The organism is Ruminococcus sp. AF37-20 (assembly GCF_003460465.1).
Taxonomy (GTDB): Bacteria; Bacillota; Clostridia; order Oscillospirales; family Ruminococcaceae; genus Hominimerdicola; species Hominimerdicola aceti.
In genome coordinates this window covers 205,700-219,681 of the sequence record NZ_QTVE01000003.1, presented here as the reverse complement: position 1 = coordinate 219,681, position 13,982 = coordinate 205,700, and the positions used below count along the sequence as shown (strand labels likewise).

General features: G+C 33.8%; 14 protein-coding genes and 1 pseudogene. 2 read left to right on the top strand and 13 right to left on the bottom strand.

The window, feature by feature from the left end; all coding sequences use genetic code 11:
• Nucleotides 1–132 precede the first annotated feature (132 nt).
• Complete coding sequence (locus DW015_RS03345; protein WP_117904181.1) at nt 133–366, bottom strand: helix-turn-helix domain-containing protein; 234 nt, start codon at nt 364–366, stop codon at nt 133–135.
• Between the two features lie 208 nt (nt 367–574).
• Entirely contained in the window at nt 575–2,338 is a 1,764-nt protein-coding gene (locus DW015_RS03340; protein ID WP_117904180.1) for a class I adenylate-forming enzyme family protein, read from the bottom strand.
• Between the two features lie 598 nt (nt 2,339–2,936).
• Here DW015_RS03340 and DW015_RS03335 point away from each other — a divergent pair.
• Both DW015_RS03335 and DW015_RS03330 read left to right on the top strand, forming a co-directional pair.
• On the top strand, nt 2,937–5,462 hold the full coding sequence (locus DW015_RS03335; RefSeq protein ID WP_117904178.1) for an AMP-binding protein: 2,526 nt from the start codon (nt 2,937–2,939) through the stop codon (nt 5,460–5,462).
• A gap of 10 nt (nt 5,463–5,472) precedes the next feature.
• On the top strand, nt 5,473–6,075 hold the full coding sequence (locus DW015_RS03330; RefSeq protein WP_117904176.1) for a hypothetical protein: 603 nt from the start codon (nt 5,473–5,475) through the stop codon (nt 6,073–6,075).
• A gap of 371 nt (nt 6,076–6,446) precedes the next feature.
• Here the strand turns inward: DW015_RS03330 and DW015_RS03325 are convergent.
• The 11 genes and pseudogenes from DW015_RS03325 to DW015_RS03275 all read right to left on the bottom strand — a co-directional run.
• Nucleotides 6,447–7,727, bottom strand: a pseudogene (locus DW015_RS03325) (IS66 family transposase); the annotation flags it as partial.
• A gap of 129 nt (nt 7,728–7,856) precedes the next feature.
• On the bottom strand, nt 7,857–8,054 hold the full coding sequence (locus DW015_RS13710) for a hypothetical protein (protein ID WP_242993205.1): 198 nt from the start codon (nt 8,052–8,054) through the stop codon (nt 7,857–7,859).
• A gap of 132 nt (nt 8,055–8,186) precedes the next feature.
• Nucleotides 8,187–8,543, bottom strand: a complete 357-nt coding sequence (tnpB, locus tag DW015_RS03320) for an IS66 family insertion sequence element accessory protein TnpB (RefSeq protein WP_117904175.1) — start codon at nt 8,541–8,543, stop codon at nt 8,187–8,189.
• On the bottom strand, nt 8,540–8,866 hold the full coding sequence (locus DW015_RS03315) for a hypothetical protein (protein ID WP_117904173.1): 327 nt from the start codon (nt 8,864–8,866) through the stop codon (nt 8,540–8,542). Before DW015_RS03315 ends, tnpB begins: the two co-directional genes overlap by 4 nt.
• 134 nt (nt 8,867–9,000) lie before the next feature.
• Nucleotides 9,001–9,903 (bottom strand): hypothetical protein, encoded by a 903-nt coding sequence (locus DW015_RS03310; protein ID WP_207659348.1) that lies wholly within the window; start codon nt 9,901–9,903, stop codon nt 9,001–9,003.
• Nucleotides 9,904–10,293: 390 nt separating this feature from the next.
• On the bottom strand, nt 10,294–10,845 hold the full coding sequence (locus tag DW015_RS03300; RefSeq protein WP_117878751.1) for a hypothetical protein: 552 nt from the start codon (nt 10,843–10,845) through the stop codon (nt 10,294–10,296).
• An 84-nt stretch (nt 10,846–10,929) separates the two neighbouring features.
• Nucleotides 10,930–11,346: a DUF6557 family protein gene (locus tag DW015_RS03295; protein ID WP_117878749.1), complete on the bottom strand. Its 417-nt coding sequence runs from the start codon at nt 11,344–11,346 to the stop codon at nt 10,930–10,932.
• On the bottom strand, nt 11,343–12,236 hold the full coding sequence (locus DW015_RS03290) for a hypothetical protein (protein WP_117878747.1): 894 nt from the start codon (nt 12,234–12,236) through the stop codon (nt 11,343–11,345). The genes DW015_RS03295 and DW015_RS03290 overlap by 4 nt, the downstream gene beginning before the upstream one ends.
• A gap of 111 nt (nt 12,237–12,347) precedes the next feature.
• A complete protein-coding gene (locus tag DW015_RS03285) occupies nt 12,348–12,866 on the bottom strand; it encodes a pentapeptide repeat-containing protein (RefSeq protein ID WP_117904169.1) in 519 nt (172 codons plus the stop codon).
• A 416-nt stretch (nt 12,867–13,282) separates the two neighbouring features.
• On the bottom strand, nt 13,283–13,513 hold the full coding sequence (locus DW015_RS03280) for a hypothetical protein (protein WP_117859263.1): 231 nt from the start codon (nt 13,511–13,513) through the stop codon (nt 13,283–13,285).
• A gap of 28 nt (nt 13,514–13,541) precedes the next feature.
• Nucleotides 13,542–13,898 (bottom strand): hypothetical protein, encoded by a 357-nt coding sequence (locus DW015_RS03275; protein ID WP_117878743.1) that lies wholly within the window; start codon nt 13,896–13,898, stop codon nt 13,542–13,544.
• Between the last annotated feature and the right edge of the window lie 84 nt (nt 13,899–13,982).

Here is a 13,982-nt window from a genome sequence, read left to right as displayed (position 1 = left end):
AGCTCAAAGCAATCATCTGAACTCCAACTTATTTTCACCGAATCAGACAGATCAAAAGTACCCGCTCGGCAACCAAGGCATTCAATTTTTTTAAGTATGCATTCTCCGCACGAAGACGCTGTACTTCTGCAATCAGATCTTCTTTCTTAATTTTCGGAGGTCGACCTGTGGATTTCCTTCCTCTGCGTAAAGTCCCTCCGCACCTTCTTCAAGATAGATTCGTTCCCATGCTGCTACTCTATCATGATCGCATATGTCAAATTGACGTGCAGTTTCACGATAGCTTAACTTTTCTCTGTGCATTGTTTCCACTACTTTGATTTTGAATTCCGGTGTGTATCTTTTGTTCGGCTGTCCTTTTGGCATAAAAAATGCCCCCTTTTGTTAGATTTTTATTGGTATATTTCTATTATACCACATTGTCTAACAAAAGGGGAGCATTTCAACCTTTGGCATCTTTGAGTTTCGATTATTTTATAATTAAAGGACGGTTCATCACAGATTTCGATGAGGCATTACAGGGTTACATGGTAAATTTACAACTATCGGTGGAGAGACGTTTTTAAGTTATTATTTAAAATGAGATCCCATGAAGAATGCCATTACATGTTGGAACAATGAAATCAGTTCTATCCTGTTTTATCAGCTCTATATCACGTTTACCACTATCTTTAACAGGAAAATTTTTGCGAATTTTGTATCCACAAGGAACAGCTTGCATAGACAATTTTTGCTGACAATTACTGTGAATTGTTGCGATAAGCTCGTCTTCAGATAATTTACATTTATCCCTTACTATTATGTGAGCAACAGGAATATCGTGACCGTTTGATGGAATACCTACAACCTCACAATCCGCAACATTCTTATTTTCTCTTATTGCAGCTTCAATGTCAAAACAATATATTTTCTCTCCTGATTTGGAAGTAAATGTGTCGCTTGCTCTGCCCAAAACAAATAGAAATCCATCTTCGTCGACGTAACCGATATCACCTGTTCGTCCCCACATAATCCCATTTTCATCTGTATAAAAAAATTCTTTTGTAGCTTGTGGATTTTTGTAGTATTCTTTCATACGTGCAGGGGAATCCACACGTATTTCCCCACGCTCGCCATACATCATTTTCTTATTTGTCAGAATATCAAATGTGGAGATATTTACACCTCTGATCGGATAACCTACTGAGCCATTCTTTCTATGTAATGGTGTATCGGTGGTAACTGTACTTCCCAATTCACACATCCCATACCCTTTTAATAGTTTTACCTTGCAGCCTGCATTCTGAAGAAATTCATTTATTTCTATTTCAGAATCAGCGGATATATGCTCTCCTCCTGTTATAGGTAGTGTTATGAAAGATAAGTCAATATTTTTTAATTCAGGGTTTCTTGTAGCATAATGCCAAAGGGATGTTGCCCCTATTAGCATATTAGGTTTATATTGTTTTATATCTTTAACAAATATCTTTTGATTATACAAAGGTTCAAGTATAACAATAATGCCAAAATATAGCGGCATTAATAAAGAAAGAACCAACCCCGTTGATGCAAAGCATGGAATAATTTGCAAGAATTTATCACCTCGTTTATATGAAAAGTTTGGACTATCATAATGTATTATGGTTGAATTAATTCCTTTATTGGTAAGAACAATTCCTTTAGGGCGATTTGTTGTTCCAGAAGAATTCACCATAACAAGCGGTATATCATTTTCATACATAGCGTCAGTTGTTTTATTAGTGTTCTTCCCTTCAGAAATAAAAGTACGCCATCGTACTATTTTATCTGAATATGGTATGTGTTTTTTCGTTTTCACTGAAGCAACCATTTTAGTAACCGCAGGCATTTCATCAAAAGCTGAAATGATAACAATTTTCTTTATGCATAATTTAGGAAGTATTGGCTGTATTCTATCAAACAGTTGGTCAAGCACAAACATAATTTCAGCATCAGTTTCATTTACTCGATCTATGATTTGTTCATGCGTAAATATTGGATTTATCATGTTCGCAACTGCACCAATACGGCATATGGCAAATAGTGAATATACTAATTCAGGTGAAGAACTAGTAAACATTATAACGTTATCACTCTTTTTTACTCGATTAGCGATTAATGCAGCTTTCGTTAATTCAATTTTTTCAAACATTGTTTTATATGTTATTTTCTTTTTAAAGTATTCAAGGGCAGTGTCCGTAAGGTGGTCACAGTTATTTTCATAAATAAGTTCATATACAGTCTTTTCAGGAACAGGAGTGCTAAGTTCTTCCTCACTAAAATATTTAAGCCATGGTTTATCAATGCTAGGAAATCCAGTTAGATTGTTTTCAGAATTCATGTTTATTTTTTCCTTCCATATGAGATTAATTTATATGTTTACAAGTTTTTATGAAAATTCTTGCTCATGGAATAATCCGGATAAAGGGGGAGTTCTTCAATTGATTACAAATCAAATTCGCAATTAGAAAACATGTATGAAAAAAGTGCTTTCAGGCGAAATATATTCAAGAGATTCTTTTGTTTAGATTTGTATTTATGAAAATACAGTCAAATGGTGTTTTCTTAATGTTAACACCTTTATTATACCACTTTTTTCTTTGTTTTACAAGGTGTACGGTGTTAATTTGGCAAAAAGAATTACGTGCTTACTAAATTATGTTTGTATTTGGTATATGTGTATATTGCACTTTTATGTCATTATATGAGTTTTAATTACATTTTCTTGACAATCTCATTTTATTTATGATATAATATAATCATATACAGAGAATTTCTATACGGAAATAATTAATTTCTTTTCAACAAACATTTAAAATGTGCATTAAATGGTCTAATTGACCGCTTTTATGCATTGTTTAATTTAAAAATAAACCAATTGAGATAATATTAGATTTTTTGATATTGAAAAATTATATATGATTAGGGAAGTGTAATAAATGCCTGATGGGAATAAATTGTTTAGAAATCAATTTTATGAGATCTGTAAAACACAAAAAAAGAAAACTGCAATAACGTATATAAGGAAAGACCAAACTTTAATTGAATGTTCTTATGAACAAATGAAACATAGAGTAGAAAACATTATTGAAAGATATACAGATATTGGAGTCAAAAATGGAGATCGTGTAGTTGTGTTAATACCATTGAGTGATAATGTATATTTGGACATTCTGGCATTAGCGTGTATAGGAGCAACGGCGGTTATTTTAGATTTTAATTTACATAAATCAGAACTTTTTAGAATAATTGATGACTCAGATCCGGCTTGTATAATTACAACAGAAAATATTTTTACTGAAAAATTGCAAGAAATCGATCTGCCTATTTTAGAAAGTTCTGACGAGTGTCACTTTCTAAAAAAACGGGTATTAGAGCATACTAAAGATCCAAATTATGACGCAATAGCAATATTATATTCTTCAGGTACTACTAGTCAAGCCAAAGGTGTTGTAATAGGTTATGAACAGGAAATAAATGCATTTAATCGTTTATACAAGGTTATTGGTAGTAATAATGTAAATTATCTAATGTTGTTTCCAACATCTCATATCTCTGGTCTTACCAGCTTTCTTGTTGTTCTTATGAGAGGCGGTTCTTTGGCGGTATTAGAAGAATCATCAGCAATTCAACTAATGAATGGTTTTCAAATTTATAAGCCTAATTGTTTTGGAATGGTTCCTAAAATATGGGATACATACAAGGGCAAAATTGAAGATTCAATAAAGCAAAAAGGTGTATTGCGTGCGAAAATTATTAACGGTATGATTAAATGTTGCGGTACGCTTCGCTATTATACAGGAATTAATTTGGGAAGAAAATTTTTTCATAGCATCAATAAACAAGTATTTGGCGGACGGCTTCAACAAATATATTCTGGCGGTGGAAAGACTAATCCTGATACATCACGTTTTTTCTGGAATTTAGGATATGACTTTTTTGACTTTTATGCATCAACAGAAGCCAACATACCGATAGTTGTTACCGACGGAATTAAATACATGAAAAGTATTGGAAATATTAATGAAGATCCCAATTCTAGTGTGAGAATATCCAATCCAGATAATAATGGAGTTGGTGAGATCCAAGTAAAAAGCAATATGCTGATGTTGGAGTATTTTCATTCGCCAGAATTAACGCAAAGTGCATTTGATGGCGAATATTTCAAAACCGGTGATTACGGCAGAATAGAAAATGAAGAACTTTATATTACAGGACGAATTAAGGAAAGCATTCATCTATCTAATGGAGAAAAAGTATCGCCTGAAGATATTGAAAATAGTTACAAAGAAACAGTAGGTCAAGAAATTGAATTTGCAGTAACAGGTATAAAATCAGATGATGGATATGACGAAGTTTATGTCTTTGCTGTTGGAAAGTCGGGACAATTTGATGAAATATTCCAACAGGTCAAACAAACTGTCAATGCTAATTATAGGTATAAAAAAATCATTTATGTTGATGAGTTGCCAAAAACGTCAGTGGGAAAAGTTAAACGATATAAATTGAGTACATTGGTAGACAAAGAAACAAACTCAGGAAGTATAGGCTCTGTTTTAGAAGACAATGTAAATAATATTGAAAGTATAGAAAATTGGCTTTGCCATGCTTTGTCAAAATATACCGATTGCAATATTACAAAAGATAAAAAAATAAGTTCTGATTTAGGTATTGACTCTTTAAGTATGTTTGAACTATGTGTTGATATAGACAATAAATTTAAAATCTGTGTAGAAGATTTTATAAGTCAAGATTTAACAATAACAGAACTTGCTAAGTTAATATCAGGAAAAAATAAGAATAATGATGAGTTTAATTATAGTTCATTTCCGCTTCCTAGGAAAAGAACTGATTGGTTGAAATTTGAATTGTTTAAAAAATGGACAAAATTTAATTATAACTTTTCTTGTTCAGGATTGGAGAATATTGATTTTAATGAAAACTATATTTTTACGCCAAATCATGAAAGTCATTTTGACAGTATGTGGATGATGGCTTTTTTTCCTAAAAAAATGCAAGTAAGAATGTGCAGTATGGCGGCAGATTATTTATTTAGGAAATCAATTTATAAATATGGGGTAAGAATAATGGGCGGTGTACCAGTTCATAGAAATGGTAATACTTCTATTGCGATGAAAAGAATATATGATTTAATCGCTTTTGAAAACAGGTCATTAATGATACATCCAGAAGGAACACGTTCTCGTAATGGGCAACTTGGCGAGTTTAAAATTGGCGCAGCAGAATTGTCTATAAAAACAAAAATAAAGATAATACCCGTTGGAATTAATGGAGCAAGAGATATTTTTCCACCAGACAAAAAATTTCCTAAATTAAGAACTATTGGTGAGAAGAAAAGATTACATTTTGCTTTTGGAACACCATTAGATCCACTTAATTATTCTAACGCAAGAGAACTAACTAGAGAGATAAAAAAAGAAGTTATTAAATTGAAAAATATTTAAAAGCAGGGTGATGAATATGATTATTGGCATTGATGTAGATGGAGTGCTGTCTGATATTGGAAATTATCAATTAAAATATAGTAAGCCATATTTTAAGAAAAAATACAATAAAGATATTGTTAATCCTGATAAATTTGATATAGAACAGATATATGACTGTACACATAAAGAAAGAGAAATATTTTGGCAAAAGTACATATGGGGATACTGCTTAACAGAACCAGCTTTCAAAAATGCATCAGAAGTATTGCTAAAGCTTCACGAAGAGGAAAACAAAATAGTTATTATTACCGGAAGGGCACACACTACTGAACAAGGTATAACAGGAAAACTTTTTAGAAAAATGTTGACATATTGGCTTAAAAAGAACAAGATATATTATGACGAAATATATTATTGTTCTGAAAAGGAAAGTTCCGTAGATAAATATGATATTTGCCAAAAACTAAAAACCGATGTAATGATAGATGATTCACCAGAAAATCTTGAAGCAATAAAAGATATTTCAAAAGTGTTTTGTTTTACTGCTGCGTGGAATAAAAACTTTGAATGTGAAAATATGGTTAGAGTAAACAACTGGGATGAAATTTATTCCGCAATCCATAGTCTGTAAAAATTCAGTCAACTGTGGTAGAATACAAATAACACAGTTGACTCATTTTTTATGGCAAGAAGAACATCATTGCAGAGCCTGATAATTGATGACTTTTAATCAGTGCCCCATCGAATGAGCATATATTCTGTAGGATTTTGCAGAGATTCTTAAAGACCTATAAATACAATGATAACTACTGTGATATTTTATCCTACTAACGATAGCTAAAAACATAACGAAGTGTTTTAATAGGTGTGCATTTGTATTATAATAGGTCTTTACTTTCATAACAGGACACCAATTTTGATACAATGCGTATCTTGATTGTTCCCGCCTAATAACATACCGCCCCTAAATAAAAGATCCCCAAGCTGCGGTTCGAGGATTACTCATGTTGCTTTACAGATTTTCTGCACAGATATATTCCACGGCAGCAGTTCCTCAATGATATCCGGATTGGTCAGAAACTCCATGCTCGGAAGAACTGTCAGCAACAATTCAAAGTATTTGAACACATCAAGCCTGTTCGCTTTTGCTGTCTCAACGATGCTGTATATATCAGCGCTGGCTTTTGCTCCGTTCGGAGTATCACTGAACAGCCAGTTCTTTCTGCCGACTGTGAACGGACGAATCGCATTTTCCGCTGCGTTGTTTGAAATAGCACAGTCGCCGTTTTTGAAATAATTCCCGAGATACTCTCTGCGCTTGAATGCATACTCAAAAGCCTTTCCGAGCTGCGTTTTCGGAAGAACTGTAGGTGCGACTTTTTCAGCCCATGACCAGAAAGCCTCAAACACAGGTTTTTCCTGTGTCAGACGCTCTTTAAAACGTTCTTCTGTTGTCAGCTTATCAAGCTCGGACTCTATCGCAAAAAGCTTATCGCAATAATCTCTTGCGACCCTTGCTATGCTGTCTTCGCTGTTCACTACCATCGCTTCATGGAACTTTCGCCTGACGTGTGCCCAGCAATTGCAATGAGTGACTTTATTAAGCTTGTTGTAACCCGAATAACCGTCTGTGTGGAGATAACCGTCGTAATCTCCGAGATACGCTTTCGGCACGTCGCCAGACCTCGACTTGTTGTAGTCATAGATCACGATCTGCCTGTCCGAATGCTTTCCAGTGCGGTACACCCACATATATTGCTTGCTTTCGGAGGAAACGTTTCTTTCCTTGAGGACCTTAACGTATGTTTCATCGCAGTGAAGAACTTTTTGCTTAAGCATTTCTTCTTTCAATCTGCTTACCAGCTTTGAGAAATAATCTTCACTGCAGCGGATAACCCAGTTTGCCATGGTCGTTCTGCTGAGCGAGTATCCGAGACGTTCCCAGCCCTTTTCCTGACGGTACATCGGAACAGCATTGACGTACTTTTGGTATATCATCCACGCAGCCGTTGACGCAGACGCAAGCGAATGTGGCAAAACAGGTGCCGGCACAAATCCGTGCAAAAATACAGGCATATTCTTTTTCTCGCACTTCTTGCAGCCATAAGTATTGCTGTAATACTTCTTTACAACCAGCTTCGCTGGGATAAGCTCTACCTCTTCACGGACATATTTTTTGCCAACGACCTTCATCTTACTTCCGCAGCGAGGGCATATCTGCTCATTTTCGGGGATAGTGCAGGTGATGACCTCGGTCTCGATGTTTTTTATGATCTCATCACGTTTTGTCTTTGCACTTTTTCTGACATAACCCTTGACATCTTTCTTTACAGGCTCTTCCGTTTTCTCTGCATATTCCTGTTCGGCCTCGTTGAAGAAAGATTGCTGATCTTCACATTCGGTTCGCTCGCTTTATGCTCCGAATATTTTATGCTTAGAGAGTATAAGCGCTTCAAGGAAGATATGATTATCTTTTCTGAGACATTCATTTTCGACCTCTAATTTGTCTATCTTCTTATCACGCTTTTTAATCTCGCTTTTTAAACGGAGATGTTCTTTTTCAAGTGCAGCGATATATTCCTCGTTTGTCATATTGCCTTTTTCTATCACTGCACTCGCCTCCGAAAACAAGAAATCCACTACATCTATTATACCGCAAAAAGCCCGAAAAGTCCAGCGTTTCAGGGCGTTTCGGGCATAGAAATATTATCAACCTATATGTCCATTTTTTCTGTTGAAAACTCAGCACACTTTTCCTTTCTTTGCAGGTTTGATGGCTGTTTTTTGATCTATCGAAAGACCTTCCATCAGCCAGCGAAATTCTTTCTGAGTTATCAACTTAGCCTCATTTGAATCTCTCGGCCATTTGTATTTTCCGTTTTCCAAGCGTTTGTAAAGCAGTAAAAAACCGTCTTCTTCCCAGATCAGAGCTTTGATGCGGTCACATCGTTTCCCGCAGAACAGAAAGAGGCTTCCTGAAAAAACATCGAGTCCAAAATTCTGCTGAACGATAGCAGTAAGACCATCTATTGCTTTGCGCATATCGGTATATCCGCATACGATGTAGATATGCTCCGCATGGCTCACATCACCTATCATCGAAGAACTCCCAGCAGCCGTTTCAGAGTGTCCTCATTGAAATCATCGGGCAGATTGACGACTACGTTTCCTACGGACAAAGATATCTGTTCGTGTGATACTGCGATTTCCGGTTCAGTACTTACCGGTACAATATCATGCTTTTCAACTTCGCCGCACAAAGCCTTACGCACCCGATTCAGGCGGTAGTAATAGGTTTTCTGATTTATGCCATTCTGTCTGCACCACTGTGAAACGTTCAAGCCGCTTTCATTTCTTTGCCTGACCATTTCAGCCCATTGCTTTAGTCTGACTTCATTCTTTATCCTTACTATTTCGTTCATTCTGATCAACTCCAATTAGACTTTTTTTCTTACTTCTAGTTTAGTCTATTTGGTGTTCGTTGGGTAGGGTGGTGGGTTGTTGGGCGGGGACGTTGCACAGATTTTTAGTCTGTACAACGGTCAATTAAAATAACTTACATTATGCTGATAGTATTCAATAGTTTATCATAATTATCATCAAATACGAAAATATAATCACCGCAAGTTTCAAATCTATAAGCGCTGTGATTATCAATTTCCTCTGCATTAATAGATTTATAACTATTCCATGTATCAATATTATAAAAATGATACATTCCTTTGTAATAAGTTACGGCGGTTTTATTATTCAAATAAATGATCTTTTCGCCCGATTTTGTTGTTATACTATTTTTCTTTTCATCTTTCAAGTTAATTATATTGATCTGATCGCTGTTATGAAACATAAGAGGGAGTTCATCATAAAGACCAAAGTCTCTTGCAGAATACTCATCAGTTAAAAAACAAATTTTTTTTAAAAACGAATTATCATTATAATCACTATTGAATGCAATTAACAATTCTTCATCTAAGAATATGTGCCTGATATCGGTTAATTCAATATTATATTCGGCGTCATTATATAGATTTTTTAAAATCGTATCGTTAAATGAATGGTATTCAATACACCCGAAATCTGATAGACCAATTATTCCTTCGTTGCCAAGATTAACGCAATTATCATTATAACTGATCGTACCGTAAAAGTAGCATTTATTTACTTCAACAGGAATAGCTAAAGACGCCATTCTTATATCACCGCCGCAAGCGATCTGAACATTCTCAATTGTTTCCCATTCACCATTTTCAAGAATATCATTAATAATGATAGTTTCAAGTGAATTTGGATCGACCAGCAAATATGATGAACCGCCTAATTTACAGAAAACACATTCTTCTGATGCATATATTCCATCTATCAGCGCATAAATACTATCACAAGAATTACTGTTTATACTTTTAATGAGTTCGCCGTCAAGATCATACTGAAACAGTGATTCTTTATCAGATGCGTACAAAATAATCGGAATTACAGGTTATGTAATTTATTTTTCGGGTATTATCAAATACTTCTGTGCCTTTTTCGTTATAATGATATATTGAGCCGTTGCTATCCAGATAGTAGTAATCATTTGAATTATGACACACTCTTGAGTCCGTAATATTATTGCTATTGCAATTGTTGATTATAAGCGTAGGTCCTTTAAAAAAATTCAAAACAAAAACAAAGCATCCAAATATCAAGACCATGATAAGCAGTAAAATATAGAGTACCTTTTTTGTTTTTACCAGCATATTATTACCACCATATTCCGATTACCAAAGTACTGAACAACGGATTAGTATTTGTCAAATTCTTCATACGACATATCGTCAACCAGGAGAGTGTACAATATTTCACCTATGAATTATTGAAAATACGTTAATTTATCGTTCTCAAAACTATATTCCCAACAATATGAATGCAACAATGTGGGTTCATAAGTTAATTCAAAACAATCGTCTGAACTCCAACTTATTTTCACCGAATCAGACAGATCAAAATCTCCAGTTGGTAATCCAACATATAAAATCTCATGTGCAAAAACGGAATCATCAGTGACCGTCACTTGTATTTTCTGAACAGTCATTACATAATATCTTGATATTACTATTTCATAATCACTATTGGTAAACCTTAATCGTTCCGTTTTATAGTTAAAGGGAACGTTAATTAACAAGATCAAGGATAAAAATAATGAAATAATAGCTTTACATGAGTATTTAAAAATTTTGCTTTTATTTTTGGATAAATGAAGAAAAACAGAAACTACTGATGTCAAAAACAAGACTACTGTGCAAAGCGAAACAATGAAAAATTTTGGAATGATTTTAATGCTCATATGAAACAAAAACTCAAAAATCAAATTCAAAGCAACAACTAAAATTGTTGCTATTTCTATTCTTCTTATTATTTTCATAAATTCTCACAATATATAATTTTACAGAAATTTATATTAAATAATTTCTGCTATCCGAAAAATAACGCCATGTGCAAAAGCAAATCATACATTATCCTCAAAACCATACGAAGTGATTTCATAAAAACAATGTGCTAATATTGTTGGAAATGAATATCTGCGCAGTGTTTCCTCATCAATAGTATAATTTAAAAAATCCGCATAAGGCGATGATGCTATCGAATAAATTGTTTTTGAAGATAACTCGTAGGCGCTTACATCAAAATCAATTGTTGAATCATTCTCGTCAAATATTTCAAGTTTTCTAATATCATCATTTTCGTTTAATATGTATGCAGTAATTAATATACACAGTTTTTGCCCGTTACATGTCGGATTCATATTAAGTAAATCATAGAACAAATTTTTATAACGATCTATATACTTATCGCCATAATGTAGCTTAATTTTTGATATAACATCTTCAGGACTTGTCTTTTTTAATATTTCATATATTCTCATTTATGTGTTTTTTCGAAAACCTCACAAAATATCTCTCCATTTTCTGTTTTATTACCAAGTAGCCTATAGGCTCCTCTTTTTCCCATAACTTTAACATCATACATAAATCCTTTTATGCCTTTTCCACTAAGCTTTTTTATTCCCATTGTACCTTCTTTCGTCGCTTGCTTTCCCATAGATTTAAGAAATTTTTTTACAACTCCTTCATCACATTTTTCAAGCATTTCTTTTTTAGCTTTTTTCGAAATAAGTTTCCATGCATCATCTGGAGATGGCTCAAGTATACCTGCAATGAACATTATTGAATGAAATACTTTTTCATCGCTTATGCTAATAGAAGGATTATACTTATTAACTTCGCTTAACCAATAATCTCGTTCCGCAGCACTGACATCTCCGCCTAAAAACCAGGCAAATTCATCAGACGCTGCACCTGAAATTGATTTTGCAATATCTAATATTCTTCCTTTTCCAGAAGACATAATATCTCGTATTTCATCAGCCCTATTAGCAATATCTATTTTATCAGTATCAGTAACTGCTAAGTGCCATGCCAGTTCCAGTTTTAAAAGTTCGACTTGAACAGTAGTAGAAAACTTTTCATCTGACGCTGTCCATATACCCGTGCATAAATAAGGATCACATGGTTTTGAATCATTGACATCTAATATACCATCCCCATCCGCATCCCCATTATTAGGGTCGGAGCTATACTTGAAAACAACGGTAGAATACGTGATATATCCGCCGTCCGCACTGCCGACCTTAACGGTCTTTGACTTACCTCCGTCAATAGAAATCTCCTGACCGTCTAACAGATCGTCATCGTCGCAATCCGAATTTTCAGGGTCGGTATAAATAACCCGTGCATTAGAAAGAACCAGTCCCAAAACCTCAAATTCATCTGGTAGACGGTCAAAATTGAAATGATTATCTATAACGCATAATTTTTATTTTTGCCGTACAGATTTTAGTCTGTACGGCAAAAATAATAGCAATAGCTAAATATTATAGTTAAGTAGATATTGAAGAGCTTTTTCATCCGATAATATTACGGGTGTTTCGATTGTTCCAAAATTAATGTTCTCAAAAAATGCGTTTTTTAATCCCTTACAGTTATTTATTGTAATATCGTGAAATAAACAATCTGAAAAATAACTATTCTCGAAATTAACATTTTTAAACATAACAGATTCAAATTTGCATTTTTCAAAATTGTTTCCACATATTAATGAATCAAAAAAGGAGATAGAACTAAGATTAATATCATTAAACTCATTTCTTATAAAATTAGTATGGCAAATACTGCAATTAGATAATGATGAAAACCCAAATTTATTTTTACCAATACGAGCAATTGAAAAAGTACAATAATCCAATTGGCTTTCGAAAATCATTGAATCATATAGTTCAAAATTGCTATGATTTACTTTAAAAAAATTACAATCTGCAACATAAATAGATTCGTAATGAGGTTCACTAAGATAAGAAAATGATTTATTTTCGTAATTCCTAAACATATAGCATCTCCATTAATAGTACCACAAGATATACTCAGAATATCCCATTTCTTCCAATGCAGCTTTAAGTTCAAACAAATGCTCATTTGTTAAACCAACAGTATCTATTATTACATAATAACCTTTCTTGATTTTTTTTGTAACATCCGCCGTTGCGTTTTGTAATTTAAATGCGCCTTTTCTTGGAGCGGTTTGACCATTTGGATATAAGCGAAAGCTTTTTATATCATATTTTTTATTTGTTGATGCATCAATATAATCTGCACCACCGTTTGTTACTAAGTTTTGTTATAATACAACATATTTCCATCTCTTATCAATAAAGCCGTCGAAATAGTTCTTACATATTACAATGCCTACTTTGTCCAAATAATTCTCTTTAACTGCTGATTTTCCATAAATGCTTTGGATTGCATTCATTCTTCCGGCTTATAAACTTTTACAACCTTATTCTCTTTAAATAAATATATTCTATCACATTTTTCACATCTCCATACATCATATTGAGGATATGGAACATCTAAAAAATATATCCACCCCTTTTTTTCAAATTCAGACCATTCACGATCAGAGTACACATAATACTCTGTATCGTTAGGGTCAAGCTGATTTGTGAGCATATTCCCACATCGACATACAAATCTCATATTTAGTGCTCCTAATATTTTTCACTTTCTACCAATCCCTGCCGACTGTATAGCGCTCTATGATCTTGCCTGTGGCAGGGTCGATAAGATAGCGTTGCCCATAGAACTGACGAGCAAGCAACTTATCATCCAACATTGATATCCCCGCATATGGGTCGTGCCTTAGTTTTGGAAATTTCTTGGCAACTTTTTCAATTCTCCATATGATTTTTCCACTTAAATTAACAGCATATATATTATCAAGTTCACTACTGTCATAAGGTATATCCAGCAGAACAATTATCTTATCATCCATTACTATCAGTGTATCAATATCAAAATCAAATGTTATAAGTTCGTCATTTATATATAAGGCATTTTTGTGCAATTTAATATTTTTAACCATAATCAACCTCAAAGCAACCTTTCATTATGAAATCTACCTATTCGTTGTCCCTTTCATAACAGCCGCACTCATTATGAGTACGGA

Coding starts and splice junctions, on each gene's coding strand:
- DW015_RS03345 (WP_117904181.1), bottom strand. CDS start 366: ATGCCAAAAGGACAGCCGAACAAAAGATACACACCGGAATTCAAAATC.
- DW015_RS03340 (WP_117904180.1), bottom strand. CDS start 2,338: ATGAATTCTGAAAACAATCTAACTGGATTTCCTAGCATTGATAAACCA.
- DW015_RS03335 (WP_117904178.1), top strand. CDS start 2,937: ATGCCTGATGGGAATAAATTGTTTAGAAATCAATTTTATGAGATCTGT.
- DW015_RS03330 (WP_117904176.1), top strand. CDS start 5,473: ATGAATATGATTATTGGCATTGATGTAGATGGAGTGCTGTCTGATATT.
- tnpB (WP_117904175.1), bottom strand. CDS start 8,543: ATGATAGGTGATGTGAGCCATGCGGAGCATATCTACATCGTATGCGGA.
- DW015_RS03315 (WP_117904173.1), bottom strand. CDS start 8,866: ATGAACGAAATAGTAAGGATAAAGAATGAAGTCAGACTAAAGCAATGG.
- DW015_RS03300 (WP_117878751.1), bottom strand. CDS start 10,845: ATGAAAATAATAAGAAGAATAGAAATAGCAACAATTTTAGTTGTTGCT.
- DW015_RS03295 (WP_117878749.1), bottom strand. CDS start 11,346: ATGAGAATATATGAAATATTAAAAAAGACAAGTCCTGAAGATGTTATA.
- DW015_RS03285 (WP_117904169.1), bottom strand. CDS start 12,866: ATGTTTAGGAATTACGAAAATAAATCATTTTCTTATCTTAGTGAACCT.
- DW015_RS03280 (WP_117859263.1), bottom strand. CDS start 13,513: ATGAGATTTGTATGTCGATGTGGGAATATGCTCACAAATCAGCTTGAC.
- DW015_RS03275 (WP_117878743.1), bottom strand. CDS start 13,898: ATGGTTAAAAATATTAAATTGCACAAAAATGCCTTATATATAAATGAC.